A 17,513-nucleotide genomic window follows, 5' to 3' on the forward strand; every position below is an offset into this window, starting at 1 on the left:
GGTGTGAGGATTCTCGAAGGGAGCGCGCATGGGTGATGCGGTGGCGACCACGCGCCGAAGAGAAGCGACCCGGCAGCGGCTGCTCGACGCGGCGGCGCAGGTGTTCGCCGAAGTGGGCCTGGACGCGGCATCCGTCGAGGCCGTCTGCGAACGCGCGGGCTACACCCGTGGCGCCTTCTACTCCAACTTCGAGTCCAAGGAGGAGCTCTTCCTCGAGCTCGCGGGACGCGTCGCGCGCGAGCGCGTCGCCGCGGTACGTGCGCGGGTGGGCGAGCTCGAGAGCGCGCACGCCCCGTCTGCGGTCTCCACGGACGCCTTCTCGATCATCCAGGGTGTGCTCGACGTCTCGAACGACGATCGGCTCGGTGTGCTGCTCATGAGTGAGATCCGCATCCACGCGCTCCGCAATCGCGCGCTCGCCGACGCCTACCTGGCCCAGGAGGCCGAGATGGTCGCGAGCGTCGCGCAGATCGTGGCCGACATCGTGCGTGCGCGTCGACTCGTGCTGCGGGTACCGGCGGACGAGGCGGCACGGCTCATGCTCATGGCGTGGGAGAGTGCCTCGGTGCGTTCCGTCATGACCGGTCTCGACTACGAGCGGTTGTGCCGACACACGAGTGCCGAGCTGGCCAAGGTGGCGCAACTCATCATCGCTCCCGACGAGTCCTGAGCGTCGCGAGGCACCGTTCGAGACGCTCGAGCCACCAGTCGCGCCGCTCGGGTGCCGCCGCCAGCCGCTCGAGCGCGTCGGCGTCGGGACGGATGCGCCCCACGGCGATCGCGCCATCGCGCATCGGGAGGGTCGCGACATCCGTCTCGAAGAGTGCGGACGTGCCCAGTCCACAGTCGTAATCGAGGTCGGGGAGGGCCGCAGCGAGGGCGACGCCCATGGACAGTCCGATCGCGGTGTCGAGCGCGCTCGACACGACGACCGGTAGCCCCGCTCGCTCGACGATGTCGAGGGCGCGACGGATGCCGCCGAGCGGCTGGGCCTTGATGACCAGGAGGTCGGCAGCTCCGGCGCGCGCGACCGCGACCGGATCCTCGGCCTTGCGCACACTCTCGTCCGCCGCGATCGGGATGTCGAGATAGCGGATGCGCTCGCGCAGTTGCACGAGCTCGTCGATCGAGGCGCACGGTTGCTCGATGTATTCGAGATCGAACTCGGCGAGGGAGTGCACGGCGTGTTCGGCCTCGTCGACGTTCCAGCCGCCGTTCGCGTCCACGCGGATGCGCCCCTCGGCACCGAGCTCGTGCCGCACGGCGCGCACCCGCTCGACGTCGTCGGCGAGCCGCTGCCCGGGTTCCGAGACCTTGATCTTGGCGGTGCGGATTCCCGGAAAGCGGGCGAGGACTTCGGGAACGGATGCCGCGGGCACGGCCGGGATCGTCGCGTTGACCAAGATCTCGGCCCGACGCGGGGCGGGCGGCTCGTTCCAGCCGTAGTCGAGCGCCGCCTCGAGCCAGGTCGCGGCCTCGTCGTCGTCGTACTCGGCGAAGGGCGAGAACTCCGCCCAGCCGGCGGTTCCCTCGATCAGCATCGCCTCGCGCACGTCCAGGCCACGGAAGCGGACGCGCAGGGGGAGTGCGACGACGACGGCGCGTTCGCGGAGGTCGTCGAACGAGGGGAGGGGCGATGCATCCGTCATGACCCCATCTTGCTCCTGTGGGTGCCTAGGCTGAGTCTCATGGTCTCGGAGATCTTCGATCCGGCTGAGTGGCGCCTCGCGCCCGGCGCGGACGCCTACACGGACATCACGGCGCACGTCTCGGTCGACGGACGCATCGCGCGGGTCGCGTTCAACCGGCCCGAGGTGCGCAACGCGTTCCGACCGCGCACGGTCGATGAGCTCTACCGTGCGCTCGACGCGGCACGCCAGGACCCGAAGATCGGCGTCGTGCTGCTGACGGGCAACGGACCGAGCCCGAAGGACGGCGGCTGGGCGTTCTGTTCGGGTGGCGACCAGCGCATCCGTGGCCGCGATGGGTACAAGTACTCGGAAGACGAGACATCCGTCACCGATCCGGCCCGCGTGGGACGCCTGCACATCCTCGAGGTGCAGCGACTCATCCGGTTCATGCCGAAGGTCGTCATCGCGGTCGTGCCCGGGTGGGCGGCCGGCGGCGGACACAGTCTGCACGTCATCTGCGACCTGACGATCGCGAGCGCCGAGCACGGAAAGTTCAAGCAGACCGACGCGGATGTCGGATCGTTCGACGCGGGCTACGGCAGCGCCTACTTCGCCAAGCAGGTCGGGCAGAAGGTCGCCCGCGAGGTCTTCTTCCTCGCCGAGGAGTACTCCGCCGAGCGGGGGCGCGAGATGGGCACGGTCAACAGGGTCGTGCCGCATGCCGACCTGGAGCGCGAGGCTCTCGCGATGGCCCGGACGATCCTCGGCAAGTCGCCGACGTCGATCCGCATGCTGAAGTTCGCGATGAACGCTGTCGATGACGGCCTGGTCGGGCAGCAGCTCTTCGCGGGCGAGGCGACGCGGCTCGCCTACGGAACGGACGAGGCCGTCGAGGGGCGCGATGCGTTCCTCGAGCGTCGCGAGCCCGACTGGGCTCCGTACCCCTGGCAGTTCTAGGCCCCGTGAGCGTGCAGTTACCGGGTTCATCGTGTGACGGAAGCGATCCGCGCGCCGTCGCCGAAGCGCTGCCCGCGGCGCTGAGCTCCGGCGACCCGATCCTGATCACGACGTCGGGATCCACGGGTGTGCCCAAGACCGTCGTGCTGAGCGCGGGCGCGCTGCGGGCTTCGGCCACGGCAACGGCCGCGCGCATCGGCGAGGGCGCCTGGCTGCTCGCGCTGCCCGCGACCTACGTCGCCGGGTTGCAGGTACTCATCCGCGCCCACCTCGCGGGGGCACGCCCGGTATACCTGGCCGGACCCTTCACCCCGGATGCCTTCGTCGCAGCCGCGCGCGAGATGCCCGTTTCGGCCGCGCGGTACACCTCGCTCGTCCCCGCACAGCTCGCAACGCTCGTCGCGGCTGCCGAGAGCGAGCACGGCCCCAGGGATGCCCTGCGCTCGTTCGAGGCGATCCTGATCGGGGGGCAGGCGCTCCCCGTGCCCCTGCGCGAGCGGGCCGAGGCGCTCGGGGCCCGCGTCGTCCGCACGTACGGCTCGACCGAGACGAGCGGCGGCTGCGTGTACGACGGCGTGCCGCTCGATGGCGTCGAGGCGCGCTCCGTCGACGGTGAGCTGCTGATCGCGGGCCCGACCCTGGCCGACGGATACCTCGGCGACGACGCGCTCACGGCCTCGGTCTTCCCGGTCGGTACCGACGGCATCCGCCGGTATCGCACGGGCGATGCCGGGACGGTCGAGGACGGCGTCGTGCGGGTCACCGGGCGTCGAGACAACGTCATCGTCTCGGGTGGCGTGAACGTCTCGCTCGACCGCGTCGAAACCGTCGTGCGCGGTGTGCCCGGGCTCGAGCTCTCCGTCGTGATCGGTGTGGCGGACGAGCGATGGGGCGAGGCATCCGTCATCGTCGTCGAGCCGCCCGCAACGACGGACGACGCGCGCCTGCTCGACGCCGCTCGCGCTGCCGTCGCCGGCGCGATCGGCCCCGCCGCCCGCCCGGCGCGCCTCGTGCGGCGGCCGGTGCCGCAGCTGCCGTCGGGCAAGCCCGACCGCGGGGCGCTCCGGCTCGCCCTGCGGGAATAGGATCGCGGCATGGTTCCGTGGCCCCAGCTCGTGGCGTTCTTCATCGCGTCGCTCGTGCTGATCGTCATGCCCGGGCCCTCGGTGCTCTTCATCATCGGTCGGTCCCTCGCGCTCGGTCGCCGGGGCGGCGTCCTCTCGGTCGTCGGCACGACCCTCGGCATGCTCGTCCTCGTGGTGCTGGTGGCGCTCGGCCTCGGCGTGATCGTCGCCCAGTCCGTGGTGCTGTTCACGATCGTGAAGTTCGCGGGCGCCGCATACCTGGTCTGGCTGGGCATCCAGGCGATCCGTCACCGCAAGGACGCCGCGGCCGCGGTCGCGGCGGGGGCCGCTGCCTCGTCGACCCGGCGCCTCGTGGCCGAGGGGTTCGTCGTCGGCGCCACGAACCCCAAGACGATCGCGTTCTTCGTCGCCGTCCTGCCGCAGTTCGTCGACTACGGCGCCGGCACGATCCCGTTGCAGATGCTCGAGCTCGGGATCGTCTTCGCGATCCTCGCGTGGGCGAGCGACTCGGTGTGGGCGCTCGCCGCGGGCTCCGCCCGCGATTGGTTCGCCCGCAGCCCGCGCCGCGTGGAGCGTCTTTCGGCGGCGGGTGGCGGGATGATGATCGGGCTCGGCGGGGTGCTCGCGCTGACCGGCTCGAAGCACTGATCGGTGGGTGCGTCGCCGCCCGGGGCTAGGGTGGAGGCGTGGATCTCGCGGACCTCGACTGGCGCCTGGGCGGCACCGGACGCTTGCGCATCGGCCCCCGAAACGCCATCACCGACGTGGACGGCATCCGGGTGGGGCATGCGAGCCGTGTCGGCGACGGGTGGCTCACGGGTTCCACCGTCGTCTTCGGCGGCGCCGCGGGTGTGACGGCGGCGGTCGATGCGCGTGGCGGCGGGACCGCGACGCGCGAGATCGCCGCGCTCGATCCCACCGGCGTCGTGGAGCGCATCCACGCCGTCTACCTCGGGGGCGGCAGCGCCTACGGACTGGACGCGGCGGGCGGCGTCATGGCGGGGCTCGCCGAGCGCGGACTCGGGTTCGTCGTCGGAAATGAGCCGACCCACGTCGTCCCGGTGGTGCCGGCCGCCTCGCTCTTCGACCTCGGGCGCGGGGGAGACTTCCTCGCCAGGCCGGACGCCGCTCTCGGCCGCGAGGCGTTCGAGTCCGCCTTCGCGAGCGATGACGGTGCGCCGGTCGCACAGGGCTCCGTCGGGGCGGGGACCGGGGCCGTCGCCGGCGAGATCCGCGGCGGCGTCGGCACGGCGAGCGTCGTCCTGCCCGGCGGCGGGGTCGTGGGCGCGCTGGTCGTCGTCAACTCCGCCGGCAGCACCGTCAACCAGCGGACGGGACTGCCCTGGGGTGAGCAGTTCGAGCTCTCCGACGACGCGGGAGTCCCGGAATTCGGGCTCGTCCCGCCGGACGACTCCGCGCGCCGTCGGTCGTTCGAGGCGCTGTCGGCGCTCGCCGGAGGCCGCCTTCCGATGAGGCCGCTCAATACGACGCTCGCCGTCGTGGCGACCGACATTCCGCTCTCCCGCGGGCAGCTCCTGCGTCTGGCGGGGTGCGCCCATGACGGGATGGCTCGGGCGATCCGTCCCATCCACACGCTCTCCGACGGCGACGTCGCCTTCGCGCTCTCCACCGGCAGGGGCCCCTGGCCGCCGCCCGAGGGTCCCCTCGAGTCGTTGCACGCCAGCGATCGGGTGAACCAGGTGCTGGCGGCGGGTGCCGACGTCATGGCCCGCGCGATCGCGCACGCCGTGCTGGCCGCCGAGCCGGTCACGACGCCGCTGGGCCATGTGCCCACGTACCGTGCGATGTACGCATGACCCGCGTGCTCGAGGTGGTGGTCGGCGTCACGGGAGGAATCGCGGCCTACAAGGCGGTTCAGGTGGTTCGCGATCTCGTGCTGGCGGGCCACAGCGTGCACGTGATCCCGACGGATGCGGCACTGCGCTTCGTCGGTGCGCCGACGTGGGAGGCGATCAGCCGCCACCCCGTCAGCACCTCCGTCTTCGACGATGTCTCGGCTGTGCGACACGTCGCCCTGGGGCAGCAGGCCGATGTCATCGTCGTCGCCCCCGCCACCGCCAACAGCCTGGCCAAGCTCGCGACCGGGCTGGCCGACGATCTGCTCGGCACGACCGTGCTCGCGAGTCGTGCGCCGCTCGTCGTGGCCCCCGCGATGCACACCGAGATGTGGCAGCATCCCGCGACGGTCCGCAACGTCCAGACTCTGCGGGCGCGCGGGGTGACCATCGTGGGGCCGGACTCGGGCCGCCTCACGGGCGCGGATGTCGGACCCGGGCGGATGAGCGAACCCGCCGACATCGTCGCGGCGACCCTGGCCGCGGCGGACGCGCGTGCGCGAGAGGATGCCCCGGCGCAGGACCTGGCCGGACTCCGCGTCCTGGTCACCGCCGGTGGCACCCGAGAGCCCATCGACCCGGTCAGATACCTCGGGAATCGTTCGAGCGGCAAGCAGGGCGTCGCGTTCGCACTCGCGGCCGCCGCCCGCGGCGCGGTCGTCACCGTGATCGCCGCGCACCTCGACCCGCAGCCGGCCGCCGCGCTCGCCGAGGCGCAGATCCACACGATCGAGGCGGGCACGGCGGCCGAGCTCGCCGACGCCGTGGCGCGTGAGGCCGTGAGCGCCGCCGTCGTCGTGATGGCCGCGGCCGTCGCCGACTTCACCCCCGCGGAGTTCGCCGAGCGCAAGATCAAGAAGGCCGTCAACGGCGAGCGGATGGACCTGCATCTCGTGCGCACCGTCGACGTGCTCGCCGCCCTCGTGTCGCGACCCGTCCCGGGGCGGATCCTCGTGGGGTTCGCCGCCGAGACGGTGGACGACCGCGAACAACTCGTGGAGCTCGCCCGCGAGAAGGTGGCCCGCAAACCCGCCGACCTGCTCGTCGCGAACGCCGTCGGCGCAGGCCGGGGCTTCGGAGCCGACGACAACGTTGCCGTCGTGCTCGCGTCATCGGGCGACATCGTCGCCGACGTCTCGGGCACCAAACGCGCCGTGGCTGACGCCGTCCTGGACCGCGTCGTCCGGCTGCTGCGCGGGGACGGGACGCCGTGACCGACCTCGTCGAGCACGCCGCGCTGCCCTCGACGATGTACCGCGAGTTCGGCCGAGCAGATTGGGCCCGGCTCGCGTCGGGCGAGGAGCAGCCGCTCACGCAGACCGAGATCGCGCAGATCCGGGGGCTCGGCGACCACCTCGACATGGACGAGATCCGCGAGGTGTACGTTCCGCTCAGTCGGCTGCTCAGCCTGTATGTCGAGTCGGCGAAAGACCTCGGGGCATCGACCAGCGCGTTCATGGGTGAATCCGACACCACGACCCCGTTCGTGATCGGGATAGCAGGATCGGTGGCCGTCGGAAAGTCCACGATCGCGCGCCTGCTGCGGGAACTGCTCACGCATTGGCCCGCCACCCCCCGCGTCGAACTCGTGACGACGGACGGGTTCCTCTACCCGAACGCGGAACTGCAGCGTCGCGGACTCATGCGCCGCAAGGGGTTTCCCGAGTCGTACGACCGCCGCACGCTGGTCGACTTCTTGACGAGCGTCAAGAGCGGCGCGGCGCGGGTGTCTGCGCCGATCTACTCTCACCTGCGCTATGACGTGATCCCCGACGCCCATGTCACGGTCGACAGGCCCGATGTCCTGATCGTCGAGGGGCTCAACGTGCTCCAGCCCGCCCCGCGCCCCGAAGACGTCTCGATCAGCGAGTTGTTCGACTTCTCGATCTATGTCGACGCCGAGGTCGACGACATCGCCGAGTGGTATCTCGGGCGATTCATGGCGCTCAAGCGCGGGGCGTTCAGCACGCCCGCCTCGTACTTCAACACCTACGCGGACCTCGACGACGAAGAGGCGGCGCGCGTCGCGCGCGGGTTCTGGAACGACATCAATCTGCCCAACCTGCTCGAGAATGTGCTGCCCACGAAGCATCGCGCGAAGCTGATCCTGCAGAAGGCCGCCGATCACACGGTGGACCGCGTCCTCCTGCGGAAGCTCTGAGCGCGGACCTAGGATGTTCCCTCGTGGCCCGTACTCCTCGTAAGCGCAGCTCCCCGAAGAACCGCGGCGGTGGCGATCCCCGCCGCAGCGGTCGGCCGAATGCCGTGAGGGTGGAGCCCGCGACGGCCCGTGACTGGATCGGCGCCGCGCGCCCGCGGACTCTACCGCTTGCGGTCGCGCCCGTCGTGGTGGGCACGGGTGCCGCGGTGCTCGCGACCGGCGTCTTCCACTGGGTCATCGCACTCGCCTGCCTGGCCGTGTCCGTCTGCCTGCAGGTCGGGGTCAACTACGCCAACGATTACAGCGACGGCATCCGCGGCACCGACAACCACCGCGTCGGCCCCGGGCGGCTGACGGGTGCCCGCCGCGCGAAGCCCCGCACCGTTCTCACCGTCGCCCTGACCTTCTTCGCGCTCGCCGCCATCGCGGGACTCGCCATCGTCATCCGGACCGAGCAGTGGTGGCTCATCGCGGTGGGCGCCGCGTGCATCGTCGCGGCGTGGTTCTACACGGGAGGTCGCCGACCCTACGGCTACTTCGGCCTGGGCGAGATCTTCGTGTTCGTCTTCTTCGGGCTCGTCGCCACCGTCGGCACGACCTGGGTGCAGGCACTCGCGGTGCCGCAGGAGGCCTGGTTCGGGGCCGTGGCGATCGGACTGCTCGCCTGCGCCGTGCTGCTGGCGAACAACCTGCGCGACATCGACCAGGACCGCAGCGCGGGCAAGCGCACGCTCACGGTTCTGATCGGCAAGCGCGCGACCCAGGTGCTGTTCACCCTGTTCCTGCTCGTGCCGTTCGGCATCGCGGGCTTCCTGGCGCTCGTCTACCCGATCGCCTGGCTCACACTGCTGGCGCTGCTGGCGGGCCTTCCCGCGATCCTGATCGTCTGGACCTACCGCGCGCCCCGTGAACTCGTGACGGCGCTGGCACTGACGTCGGTGACGTCACTCGGCTACGCCGCGCTCCTCGCGTGGGCGTTCGTCGGCTGACAGGTCGTCTTCGGCGTCCTCGTCGCGTATCTGCGTGCGCGCGTTGGTGCGACGCGTGGCGAGACCCTGGGCGACGGCGGCGCGGGGCTGACGCAGGAACAGCAGCGACAAGCTGAGCCCGATCAGAGCCGCGAAGACCACGGCGAGGAGCCAGTTCTGACGGAAGATCGGCAGCAGGAGCATGAGGCCGAGGGGGACCAGGAACGCCAACAGGCGCAGGACGCTGTAGACGAGGACTGGTGGAACCTTCACCCCCTCATCCTAGGTCGCGCCTAGGATGGTCCTTATGCCCCGCGTGCTCCTGATCGTGGCGGTGCTGGCATTGGCGTTCTACGTCGTGAGCATCGTTGACGTCGCCGTGCAGCCTCCGAGCCGCCACCGCGGGGTGTCGAAGACCACCTGGATCGCGATCGTCGTCCTGCTTCCCGTTCTGGGGGGCGCACTGTGGTTCGTCGTCGGCCGGTCGCGTCCCTCGCGCCTGAAGCTGGCGTCGGCGCCCGACGATGACGTGGAGTTCCTGGGAAGGATCGGGTCGGGCTCGTTCTCGGATCAGGACGAACGCATTCGCCGTCTCGAAGAAGAGCTCGCGATGCTGGATTCCGAGGCGGACGGGCCGAAACCCGTCGAACCGAAGAATCCAGACCAGGGCGCCGCAGACCAGGACACCGCAGACCCGGACTCCGACGGCCCACGTCGCGGCTCGATCGGCTGAGGTGTCTACCGTCGGCGGCGCGACGCCGCGGCTGTCACCGAGCCCCGCGATGGATGCGGCCGCCGCGCTGCTCGACGAGCTCGTGCATCTCGGCGTGCGCGACATCGTGCTCAGCCCGGGATCGCGGTCGCAGGCCCTCGCTCTCGCCGCGACCGCCCTGGAACGGTCGGGCCGGGTATCGCTGCACGTGCGGATCGATGAGCGCGTCGCCGGCTTCACGGCGCTGGGGCTCGCTCGGGAATCGCGACGACCCGTGCCCGTGATCTGCACGTCGGGTACCGCCGTCGCGAATTTGCTGCCCGCGGCGCTCGAGGCGCATCATGCGGGGGTTCCGCTGCTCCTGCTCACGGCGGATCGTCCGCCGGAGCTTCGCGGTGTCGGCGCGAATCAGACGACGCGCCAGCCGGGCTTGTTCGGCCCATCGACTCGCTTCGCGCTGGATGCGCCGGTGCCGGAAGAGGTCGACGACGCGGGCGAGTCGGCCCAGACCGCAACATTCCGGGCGATCGCCGCGGATGCCTTCGCCGCTGCATCCGGGGCGGCGTTCATGCCCGCCGGGCCCGCGCACCTCAACCTGCCGGTTCGAGAACCGCTCGCCGGCCCCGTTCCGGCCTGGTTCGCGACCGAACGTCTTCCCCCGGAAGCGGCGCCCGCGGGGCCTGTCGAGAACGCCACCGAGCCCGCGTCCGGCGCCCTGTATCAGGGTGGTGGCGGCATCGGGCTGGCCGACGTCCACGAAGCCGACCAGACGGTGCCGTTCGCCCTGGCCCGCGGCCCCCGAACGGTCATCGTCGCCGGTGCCGACGCGGGCCCCGAGGCCGAGCGGATCGCACACGAGGGCGGCTGGCCCCTGATCGCCGAGATCGTCAGCGGTGCGCGTTTCGGGCGCAACCTGGTGCACGGCTATCGGGCGCTGCTTCGTGACGAGTCCCTGGGCGGGGCCGTCCAGCGTGTCGTCGTGTTCGGGCGGCCGACGCTCAGCCGTGAGGTCGCCGCGTTGCTCTCGGATCCCGCCCTCGAGGTGATCGCGATCCGTGGACCGGGTGAACGGTTGAATCTCAACGGCCGCACCGAGGCGGTCGAGTCCGTGCGCGTGGACCCGGGCGAGACCGACCGCGAATGGCTGGGTGCCTGGTTGCGTGCTTCGCAGGCGCACGAGACCGACCTCGGTACGCCAGCGCCCGATCTCGAGGGCCTCTCGGCCGCGGATCCCGCGACGCGGCGTAAGGCTGTCGATGCAGAGCTCGCCGCCGTACGGGCTCCGCTCGACCGCACGGCCCTGGTCGACGCCCTGTGGCGCGCGACCTGGCCCCACGATCGCCTGGTGTTCGGGTCATCCCGACTCGTGCGCGTCGCCGACGGTGTGCTGGGGGGCAAGAAGGTGCCCGTGCACTCCAATCGCGGTGTCGCGGGAATCGACGGGACGATCGCGACCGCGACGGGCATCGCCCTCGCCAGCCAGGCGGGTGGCCACTCGGGCGTGACCCGGGTGCTGCTCGGTGACCTGGCATTCCTCCACGATGTCGGTGCGCTCCTGCTGCCCCCGAACGAGCACGAGCCGCGCCTGCAGGTCGTCGTCGGCAACGACGGCGGCGGCACGATCTTCGACGGGCTCGAGGTCGCGCAGGTGGCGTCGCCCGACGACATGGACCGGGTGCTCTTCACCCCGCAGAACGTGCGCCTCGAGCACCTGGCTCTCGCTTACGGCTGGGAGTACCACCGCCCGACGGCGCGGTCGGCGCTCGACCAGTTGCTCGTCTCGCCCGTCGGCGGTCGTCAGCTGATCGAGGTGCCGCTCGACCGCTGATCAGGCCAGGGCGTCGACGATCGGGCGGAACTTCATGCGCGTCTCGAGCAGTTCGGCCTCGGGGTCGCTGCCGAGCACGATGCCCGCACCCGCGTGGGCCGAGATACGACCACCCTCGCCGAACTGAGCGCTGCGCAGCGCGATCGCCCACTCGCCGTCGCCGGATGCGTCGATCCAGCCGACGGGTCCCGCGTACCGGCCACGGTCGAAGGGCTCGATGCGCCGGATGACCTCGAGCGCCGCGGCGGTCGGTGTGCCCGCGACGGCGGCCGTCGGGTGCAGCACCCCGACGAGGTCGAGGGCCGAGACGCCGTCCGCGACGATGCCCTCGACGTCCGTTGCCAGATGCCAGACGTTCGGCAGCTTGAGCGCGAAGGGCTGCTCGCTCGCGGTGAGCACGCTCGTGTGGGGGCGAAGAGTCCGCAGCACGCTCTCGACGGCGAAGCGGTGCTCGTCCTGATCCTTGCCACTGGCGGACAGGGCGACGGATGCCTCGGTGTCGCCGTCCGCGTCGGCACCGCGTGGTGCCGTACCGGCGAGTACCCGCGCCGTGATGGTTCCGCCCGAGACCGTGACGAGGGTCTCGGGGCTCGCGCCGATGATGCCGTCGACGGCATACGTCCAGACATCCGGATACCCCGTCGCGAGCGCACGCACGAGTCGCCGCAGATCCGCACCCGCGGGTACCGAGCCGATGAGATCTCGTGCAAGGACGACCTTGCTGACCTCGCCCGCGGCGATAGCCTCGAGGCCGGCGCGGACCGCGGCCTGGTAGCCGGGCGCATCGAGTTCGCCGGGCCCGACGGTTGCGGACCAGGCCGGTCCCCACTCACTCGGATCGGGAGCATTCGGCGCTTCGGCGTCGTCCGAAACGACCGTTGTGATCCACGACCGCCCGGCCCTCCGGCCGAAGACGAACTGCGGCACGACCAGGGTGCTGGCCGTCGCCGAGGCGGGGTCGAAGCTCAGCGCGCCGAACGCGATGAGCCCCGTTCCGGGCAGGCCGACCTCGTCGGTGATCATCGCCGCGGCGGCGGTCGCCCGCCACCCATCGGCCAGCGCGGCGGCCTGCGAACCCTGCGAGGGGCTGGCTCGATGCCCACCCACCTCGATGATCGCCGCGGAGCCGAAACCCACCATGCCCTCGCCGCGCCGCAGCCACGCGAGCGGATGCGCCGGGTCGGCATACGCGAGAAGGTCCTCGATCGGATCGATCTCGCGGGTGGTGACGACGAGTCGGCGCACGCGGGATGGGGCGGACTCGGTCACCTCTCCAGCCTAGACTCGCTGCGTGAGCCCAGATCCGAATGTGCCGGCCGCGGCATCCGATCGTCCCGCCGTCGGGACTCCCCCGATAGGGACGAAGCTCGAGTTCCGCTGGCGCAAGTGGGACGGATCGACCCACTGGGTGCACGAGTGCGTCTATCTCGGTGCGGACGAGTGGGGCGACTGGTTCGGTCAGCGCGGCGGGTGGCGCAGCGACCGACCGGGTCGCTCGGTCGTCGTGGTCGAGGACAACGTGATGCTGCTGCCCCCGTCGGGCGACCACGTTCTGACGATGAACGCGCGCCCGCATCCGACGCGCGTGTATATCGATATCGCCTGGGACGCACGCTGGTCCGACGGTGTGCCGACCGGGATCGACATGGACCTCGACGTCGTCGACCAGGAAGAGCGCGGCGTCTACATCGACGACGAGGACGAGTGGGAAGAGCATCGGGTTCGCTACGGCTACCCGCTCGATCTGGTCGAGAAGCTCGAAGCTGTCACGGCCGAACTCTTCGCCGCGGTCACCGCGCACCGGCCCCCGTACGATCCCGTGACGGCGGCCCGGTGGCTGGCGCGCCTCGTAGACTCGACGGGTGACCCCGCACCCGCCGACTGACGACCGCAGCGAGCCCACCTCCGCCGCTCACAACCGTGCCGATCTCGGCAAGGATCCGGCCCGCGTCAGCAGCATGTTCGACCAGGTCGCGGGTCGTTACGACCGCACCAACACCGCGCTGAGCCTCGGCAACGACCAGCTCTGGCGCATCGCGACGCGCCGAGCCATCGCGCCTCGCCCGGGCGAGCGGATCCTCGACCTCGCCGCCGGAACCGGGGCCTCGTCGGTCGCCCTCGCGCGCAGCGGCGCAGAGGTCGTCGCCGCGGACTTCTCACCCGGCATGATCGCCGAGGGTCGCCGCCGACACGGCACGGTGGCGGGGCTCTCGTTCGTGGAGGCGAACGCGACCGACCTGCCCTTCGCCGATGACGAGTTCGACGCCGTCACGATGTCGTTCGGCCTGCGCAACGTCGTCGAGCCCCGCAAGGCGCTCGCCGAACTGCTGCGGGTCACGAAGCCGGGCGGCCGCGTGGTGATCTGCGAGTTCTCGCATCCGCCCTCCCGCGCCTTCGCCGGACTGTACGGGTTCTACAACTCGCGGGTGCTCCCGCTCGTCGCACGGGCGCTGTCGTCGAACGCCGACGCGTACGACTATCTGAACGAGTCCATCCGCGATTGGCCGGACCAGCAGACCCTCGCCGGGTGGATCCGCGCGGCGGGATGGCAGGATGTCGCCTACCGGAACCTCTCGTTCGGGATCGTCGCTCTGCACCGCGGGCGGAAAACCCGCCGGTAGGCTGAAGGGGTGACTCCGGGCTCCTCTGCGCGCGGCTCGCGACTGACGAGCCGACTCGGCATGACCGAGCGCGTTTTCGCAGGCCCGCGCTCGCGCAAACTTCTCGCGCAGGTCGAGGCGGGTCTCGATCGGGTCGAGGCGAGCCTCGCCGAAGAACTGAAGATGACCGACGCGCTCGCCGATGCGACGAGCCGGTACCTGTACGAGGCCGGTGGCAAACGGATCCGTCCGATGCTCGCGCTGCTCTCCGCCCACCTGGGTGAGGGCATCACCCCGGCCGTGATCGAAGGTGCCACCGCCCTCGAGATGACGCACCTCGGTTCGCTGTACCACGACGACGTGATGGATGGTGCGGACGTGCGCCGCGGGGTGCCGAGCGCGCAGACCGTGTGGGGCAACAACGTCGCGATCCTGACGGGTGACCTGCTGTTCTCGCGCGCGAGCCAGATCATGGCGCGACAGGGCGAGCGGGCCATCCGGCTGCAGGCCGACACGTTCGAACGTCTCGTGCTCGGTCAGATGCACGAGACGGTCGGACCGCAAGAGGGCGACGATCCCGTTGCGTTCTATCTGCAGGTGCTCGCCGACAAGACCGGCTCGCTGATCGCCGCCGCCGCCGAGACGGGCGTCGTCTTCGCCGGTGCGCCCGAAGAGTACGGGATGCCGCTGCGCACGTTCGGCGAGAAGACCGGCGTCGCATTCCAGCTGCTCGACGACGTGCTCGATCTGAGTGCGGACCCCGACGAGACCGGCAAGGTTCCCGGCACCGACCTGCGCGCGGGTGTGCCGACGATGCCGTTCCTCCTGCTCGGTCAGGAGACGGATGCGGACTCGGTCGCCCTGAAGGTCCGCATCGACGGCGGTGTGGCCCGGATCGCCGACGGCGCCGATCCCGCCATCCTCGACGCCGCCCTCGCCGATCTGCGCGACCACGACGCCACCGCTCGCACGCTGCGCCTGGCCCACGTCTGGGCACGCGAAGCGGTCGAGGCGCTCGATCCGCTCCCCGCCGGTCCTGTCCGCGACGCGCTCACGCGCTTCTCGGAAGCCGTCGTCGACCGCAGCAGCTGAGCGCGCGCAGCGCTCCCCCCACTTCGCAACGCACCACCGGAAGGACCCCATGACCAAGCTCAGGCTGGCCATCGTCGGAGCGGGGCCCGCGGGCATCTATGCCGCGGACATCCTGCTCAAGACCGAGCGCAAGTTCGATGTCTCGATCGATCTCTTCGAGCAGCTTCCCGCGCCCTACGGGCTCGTGCGATACGGAGTCGCGCCCGATCACCCGCGCATCAAGGGCATCATCACGGCGCTCCGCGAGGTGCTCGACCGGGGCGACATCCGCCTGTTCGGCAACGTCCGCTACGGCGAGGACATCACGCTCGACGACCTCAAGCACCACTATCACGCCGTGATCTTCGCGACCGGCGCGATCCGCGACACCGATCTCGACATCCCGGGCATCGACGCAGAGGGCTCCTACGGCGCAGCCGATTTCGTCAGCTGGTTCGACGGTCACCCCGACGTGCCGCGCACCTGGCCCCTCGAGGCCGAGTCGGTCGCGGTGATCGGCAACGGCAACGTCGCGCTCGACATCGCACGAATGCTCGCGAAGCACGCCGAAGATCTGCTGCCCACCGAGGTCCCCGACAACGTCTACCGGGGGCTGAAGGCATCCCCCGTCACGGACGTGCACATCTTCGGTCGCAGGGGGCCTGCGCAGGTGAAGTTCACCCCGCTGGAGCTGCGCGAGCTGGGCGAGCTGCGCGACGTCGACATGGTCGTCTACGACGAGGACTTCGACTACGACGAGGCCTCGAAGACCGCGATCGCGAGCAACAAGCAGGTCATGGTCATCGACCGCGTGCTGCAGTCGTGGCGCAAGCGCCCGTCGGTGAACAATGCCGGTGGTGAGGCATCCCGTCGCCTGCACCTGCACTTCTGGGCGCGACCGGTGGAGGTCAAGAAGGATGCCTCGGGCCGGGCGACAGCGTTCGTGTACGAGCGCACCCGTCCCGACGCCGAGGGCGGCATCGTGGGTACCGGGGAGTTCCGCGAGGTCCCGATCCAGGCGATCTACCGCGCCGTCGGATACTTCGGATCGCCGTTGCCCGGGGTGCCCTTCGACGCCCGGCACGGCGTGATCCCCAACCACGAGGGCCAGGCGATCCACCAGGACTCGAACGAGCGCGTCTCGGGTGTTTACGCCACGGGGTGGATCAAGCGCGGGCCCGTCGGACTGATCGGGCACACCAAGTCCGACGCGATGGAGACCGTCCGGCACCTCATCAACGACCAGGCGTCGTGGTGGCAGCCCGAGGATCCCTCGGAAGGCGCGATTCCCGCGCTTCTCGCGGAGCGCGGTGTGCGCTGGACGGATCTCGAGGGCTGGCACCGACTGGACGAGCACGAGGTGGCGCTGGGCGCTCCCCACGAGCGTGCGCGCATCAAGGTCGTGCCGCGCGACGAGATGGTCGCGATCTCGCGCGGGGAGTGAGCCTGCCCAGGCGGCTGACGCCCGGTCTGCTCGCCGTCCTCGGTTATCTCGCCGCGGTCGGGCCGTTCGCGGTCGATCTGTACCTGCCGTCGTTCACCGACATCTCGAGCGACCTGAATGCGCCCGCCGCGACGGTCCAGCTGACGCTGACCGGATTCCTGATCGGCATCGCGGCGGGGCAGCTCGTCCTGGGCCCGGCGTCGGACCGGTTCGGCCGGCGTCGAGTGATGCTCGCCGCGCTCGCGGTCTTCGCCGTGGCATCCGTCGGCATCGCGCTCGCGCCGCACATCGCGGTGTTCATCGGATTGCGGATCGTGCAGGGCTTCGCGGGATCGGCCGGCATGGTCATCTCCCGCGCCATCGTGGTCGACCTGAGCGAGCGCGGGCAGGCCGTCCGGCCCCTGAGCCTGATGATGACGGTCGTCGGGCTCGGCCCCATCATCGCGCCGCCGATCGGCGGGCTGCTGGCGGCCGCGTGGGGGTGGCGCGGGGCGCTGGGGGCCGTCGCCGTGCTCGCCGTCGTGATGTTCGTGCTGGCCGCGGTGTTCGTGCCGGAGTCCCTCCCGCCGGAGCGGCGAGCGACGGGGGGCGCGGCATCCGTCGTCCGCACGTTCGGAAGGCTCCTGCGCGACCGTGCCTATCGGGGCTACCTCGTGGCCTTCGCGCTCGGGTTCGCCGCGATGCTGGCCTACGTCTCGGCGTCTCCTTTCGTCGCGCAGGTCGCGCTCGGCATGGACCCCGTGGGGTACTCGCTGATGTTCGCGATCGCGGGCGCGGCCCTCATCCTCGCCAACCTGGTCAACGCCTGGTTGGCGCCGCGCGTGCACCCGAGGCGCATGCTCGCGATCGGCCAAGGGCTGGCGCTCACGGCCGGCATCGCGCTCGTCGTGCTCACCCTCACCGGTTCGCTCGCCGTCTGGTCGTTCGTGGCGGGCGCTTTCGTGCTCTGCGCGGGTACGGGACTGACGATGTCGAACGGGACCGCGCTCGCACTCGCGCGCACCGAGAGCGCGCGCGGCGGAGCGTCCGCTCTGATCGGGGCGTCCCAGTTCGTCGCGGGCGCCGCCGTATCGCCGCTCGTCGGTCTCTGGGGTGAGCATACGGCGTTGCCGATGGCGCTGATCATCACGGCCTGCGTCGGGATCGGTGTGTTCGCGGCTGCGCGCGCGGGGCGTCCCGACTCCGGCGCGCTAACCTGAT

Annotated in this window: 18 protein-coding genes; 15 read left to right on the forward strand and 3 right to left on the reverse strand. The window is 71.0% G+C overall.

Annotated elements, in window-relative coordinates; translation table 11 throughout:
• Positions 1 to 28 precede the first annotated feature (28 nt).
• Positions 29 to 670 (forward strand): TetR/AcrR family transcriptional regulator, encoded by a 642-nt coding sequence (locus tag C2868_RS01095; protein WP_100811985.1) that lies wholly within the window; start codon positions 29 to 31, stop codon positions 668 to 670.
• On the opposite strand, the gene C2868_RS01100 is transcribed toward C2868_RS01095, so the two are convergent.
• Positions 648 to 1,649, reverse strand: coding sequence for an o-succinylbenzoate synthase (locus C2868_RS01100; RefSeq protein WP_100811984.1), 1,002 nt, complete (start codon positions 1,647 to 1,649; stop codon positions 648 to 650). The two genes, C2868_RS01095 and C2868_RS01100, sit on opposite strands and share 23 nt — an antisense overlap.
• A 39-nt stretch (positions 1,650 to 1,688) precedes the next feature.
• Between C2868_RS01100 and C2868_RS01105 the strand changes: the two genes are divergently transcribed.
• Genes C2868_RS01105 through C2868_RS01135 form a run of 7 tightly spaced genes read left to right on the forward strand, consistent with a single transcriptional unit; the run spans position 1,689 to position 8,679 of the window.
• On the forward strand, positions 1,689 to 2,588 hold the full coding sequence (locus C2868_RS01105) for a 1,4-dihydroxy-2-naphthoyl-CoA synthase (RefSeq protein ID WP_181003313.1): 900 nt from the start codon (positions 1,689 to 1,691) through the stop codon (positions 2,586 to 2,588).
• A gap of 5 nt (positions 2,589 to 2,593) precedes the next feature.
• On the forward strand, positions 2,594 to 3,673 hold the full coding sequence (locus C2868_RS01110) for an AMP-binding protein (protein ID WP_374935747.1): 1,080 nt from the start codon (positions 2,594 to 2,596) through the stop codon (positions 3,671 to 3,673).
• 9 nt (positions 3,674 to 3,682) lie between these two features.
• On the forward strand, positions 3,683 to 4,321 hold the full coding sequence (locus tag C2868_RS01115) for a LysE family translocator (RefSeq protein ID WP_100811983.1): 639 nt from the start codon (positions 3,683 to 3,685) through the stop codon (positions 4,319 to 4,321).
• A 38-nt stretch (positions 4,322 to 4,359) separates the two neighbouring features.
• Positions 4,360 to 5,490: a P1 family peptidase gene (locus C2868_RS01120; protein ID WP_232711303.1), complete on the forward strand. Its 1,131-nt coding sequence runs from the start codon at positions 4,360 to 4,362 to the stop codon at positions 5,488 to 5,490.
• Complete coding sequence (gene coaBC / locus C2868_RS01125) at positions 5,487 to 6,743, forward strand: bifunctional phosphopantothenoylcysteine decarboxylase/phosphopantothenate--cysteine ligase CoaBC (protein WP_100811982.1); 1,257 nt, start codon at positions 5,487 to 5,489, stop codon at positions 6,741 to 6,743. The genes C2868_RS01120 and coaBC overlap by 4 nt, the downstream gene beginning before the upstream one ends.
• Before the next feature lie 35 nt (positions 6,744 to 6,778).
• Positions 6,779 to 7,690 carry a type I pantothenate kinase gene (gene coaA / locus C2868_RS01130; protein WP_100812167.1) on the forward strand — a complete coding sequence of 304 codons (912 nt, stop codon included), beginning with the start codon at positions 6,779 to 6,781 and terminating at the stop codon, positions 7,688 to 7,690.
• Positions 7,691 to 7,713: 23 nt separating this feature from the next.
• Positions 7,714 to 8,679 carry a 1,4-dihydroxy-2-naphthoate polyprenyltransferase gene (locus C2868_RS01135; RefSeq protein WP_100811981.1) on the forward strand — a complete coding sequence of 322 codons (966 nt, stop codon included), beginning with the start codon at positions 7,714 to 7,716 and terminating at the stop codon, positions 8,677 to 8,679.
• Here the strand turns inward: C2868_RS01135 and C2868_RS01140 are convergent.
• Positions 8,635 to 8,931 (reverse strand): DUF4229 domain-containing protein, encoded by a 297-nt coding sequence (locus tag C2868_RS01140; protein WP_100811980.1) that lies wholly within the window; start codon positions 8,929 to 8,931, stop codon positions 8,635 to 8,637. The genes C2868_RS01135 and C2868_RS01140 overlap by 45 nt on opposite strands.
• A 34-nt stretch (positions 8,932 to 8,965) precedes the next feature.
• On the opposite strand from C2868_RS01140, the gene C2868_RS01145 reads away from it, so the two are divergent.
• Positions 8,966 to 9,391 (forward strand): PLD nuclease N-terminal domain-containing protein, encoded by a 426-nt coding sequence (locus tag C2868_RS01145; RefSeq protein ID WP_100811979.1) that lies wholly within the window; start codon positions 8,966 to 8,968, stop codon positions 9,389 to 9,391.
• 49 nt (positions 9,392 to 9,440) lie between these two features.
• Complete coding sequence (menD, locus tag C2868_RS01150) at positions 9,441 to 11,198, forward strand: 2-succinyl-5-enolpyruvyl-6-hydroxy-3-cyclohexene-1-carboxylic-acid synthase (RefSeq protein WP_100812166.1); 1,758 nt, start codon at positions 9,441 to 9,443, stop codon at positions 11,196 to 11,198.
• On the opposite strand, the gene C2868_RS01155 is transcribed toward menD, so the two are convergent.
• Entirely contained in the window at positions 11,199 to 12,467 is a 1,269-nt protein-coding gene (locus C2868_RS01155) for an isochorismate synthase MenF (protein ID WP_232711302.1), read from the reverse strand.
• Positions 12,468 to 12,489: 22 nt separating this feature from the next.
• Between C2868_RS01155 and C2868_RS01160 the strand changes: the two genes are divergently transcribed.
• From C2868_RS01160 to C2868_RS01180, 5 genes are all read left to right on the forward strand, one after another.
• The gene (locus tag C2868_RS01160) at positions 12,490 to 13,083 is read left to right on the forward strand and encodes a DUF402 domain-containing protein (RefSeq protein ID WP_232711301.1); all 594 of its coding nucleotides are present in this window, start codon (positions 12,490 to 12,492) and stop codon (positions 13,081 to 13,083) included.
• A gap of 73 nt (positions 13,084 to 13,156) precedes the next feature.
• On the forward strand, positions 13,157 to 13,819 hold the full coding sequence (locus C2868_RS01165) for a class I SAM-dependent methyltransferase (RefSeq protein WP_100812164.1): 663 nt from the start codon (positions 13,157 to 13,159) through the stop codon (positions 13,817 to 13,819).
• Positions 13,820 to 13,828: 9 nt separating this feature from the next.
• The gene (locus C2868_RS01170; protein ID WP_100811977.1) at positions 13,829 to 14,890 is read left to right on the forward strand and encodes a polyprenyl synthetase family protein; all 1,062 of its coding nucleotides are present in this window, start codon (positions 13,829 to 13,831) and stop codon (positions 14,888 to 14,890) included.
• Between the two features lie 49 nt (positions 14,891 to 14,939).
• A complete protein-coding gene (locus C2868_RS01175; protein WP_100811976.1) occupies positions 14,940 to 16,313 on the forward strand; it encodes an FAD-dependent oxidoreductase in 1,374 nt (457 codons plus the stop codon).
• Positions 16,310 to 17,512 (forward strand): multidrug effflux MFS transporter, encoded by a 1,203-nt coding sequence (locus tag C2868_RS01180; protein ID WP_100811975.1) that lies wholly within the window; start codon positions 16,310 to 16,312, stop codon positions 17,510 to 17,512. Before C2868_RS01175 ends, C2868_RS01180 begins: the two co-directional genes overlap by 4 nt.
• The last annotated feature ends 1 nt before the right edge of the window (position 17,513 follow it).

The organism is Microbacterium sp. CJ77 (genome assembly GCF_002911615.1).
In the GTDB taxonomy this organism is placed as follows: Bacteria; Actinomycetota; Actinomycetes; order Actinomycetales; family Microbacteriaceae; genus Microbacterium.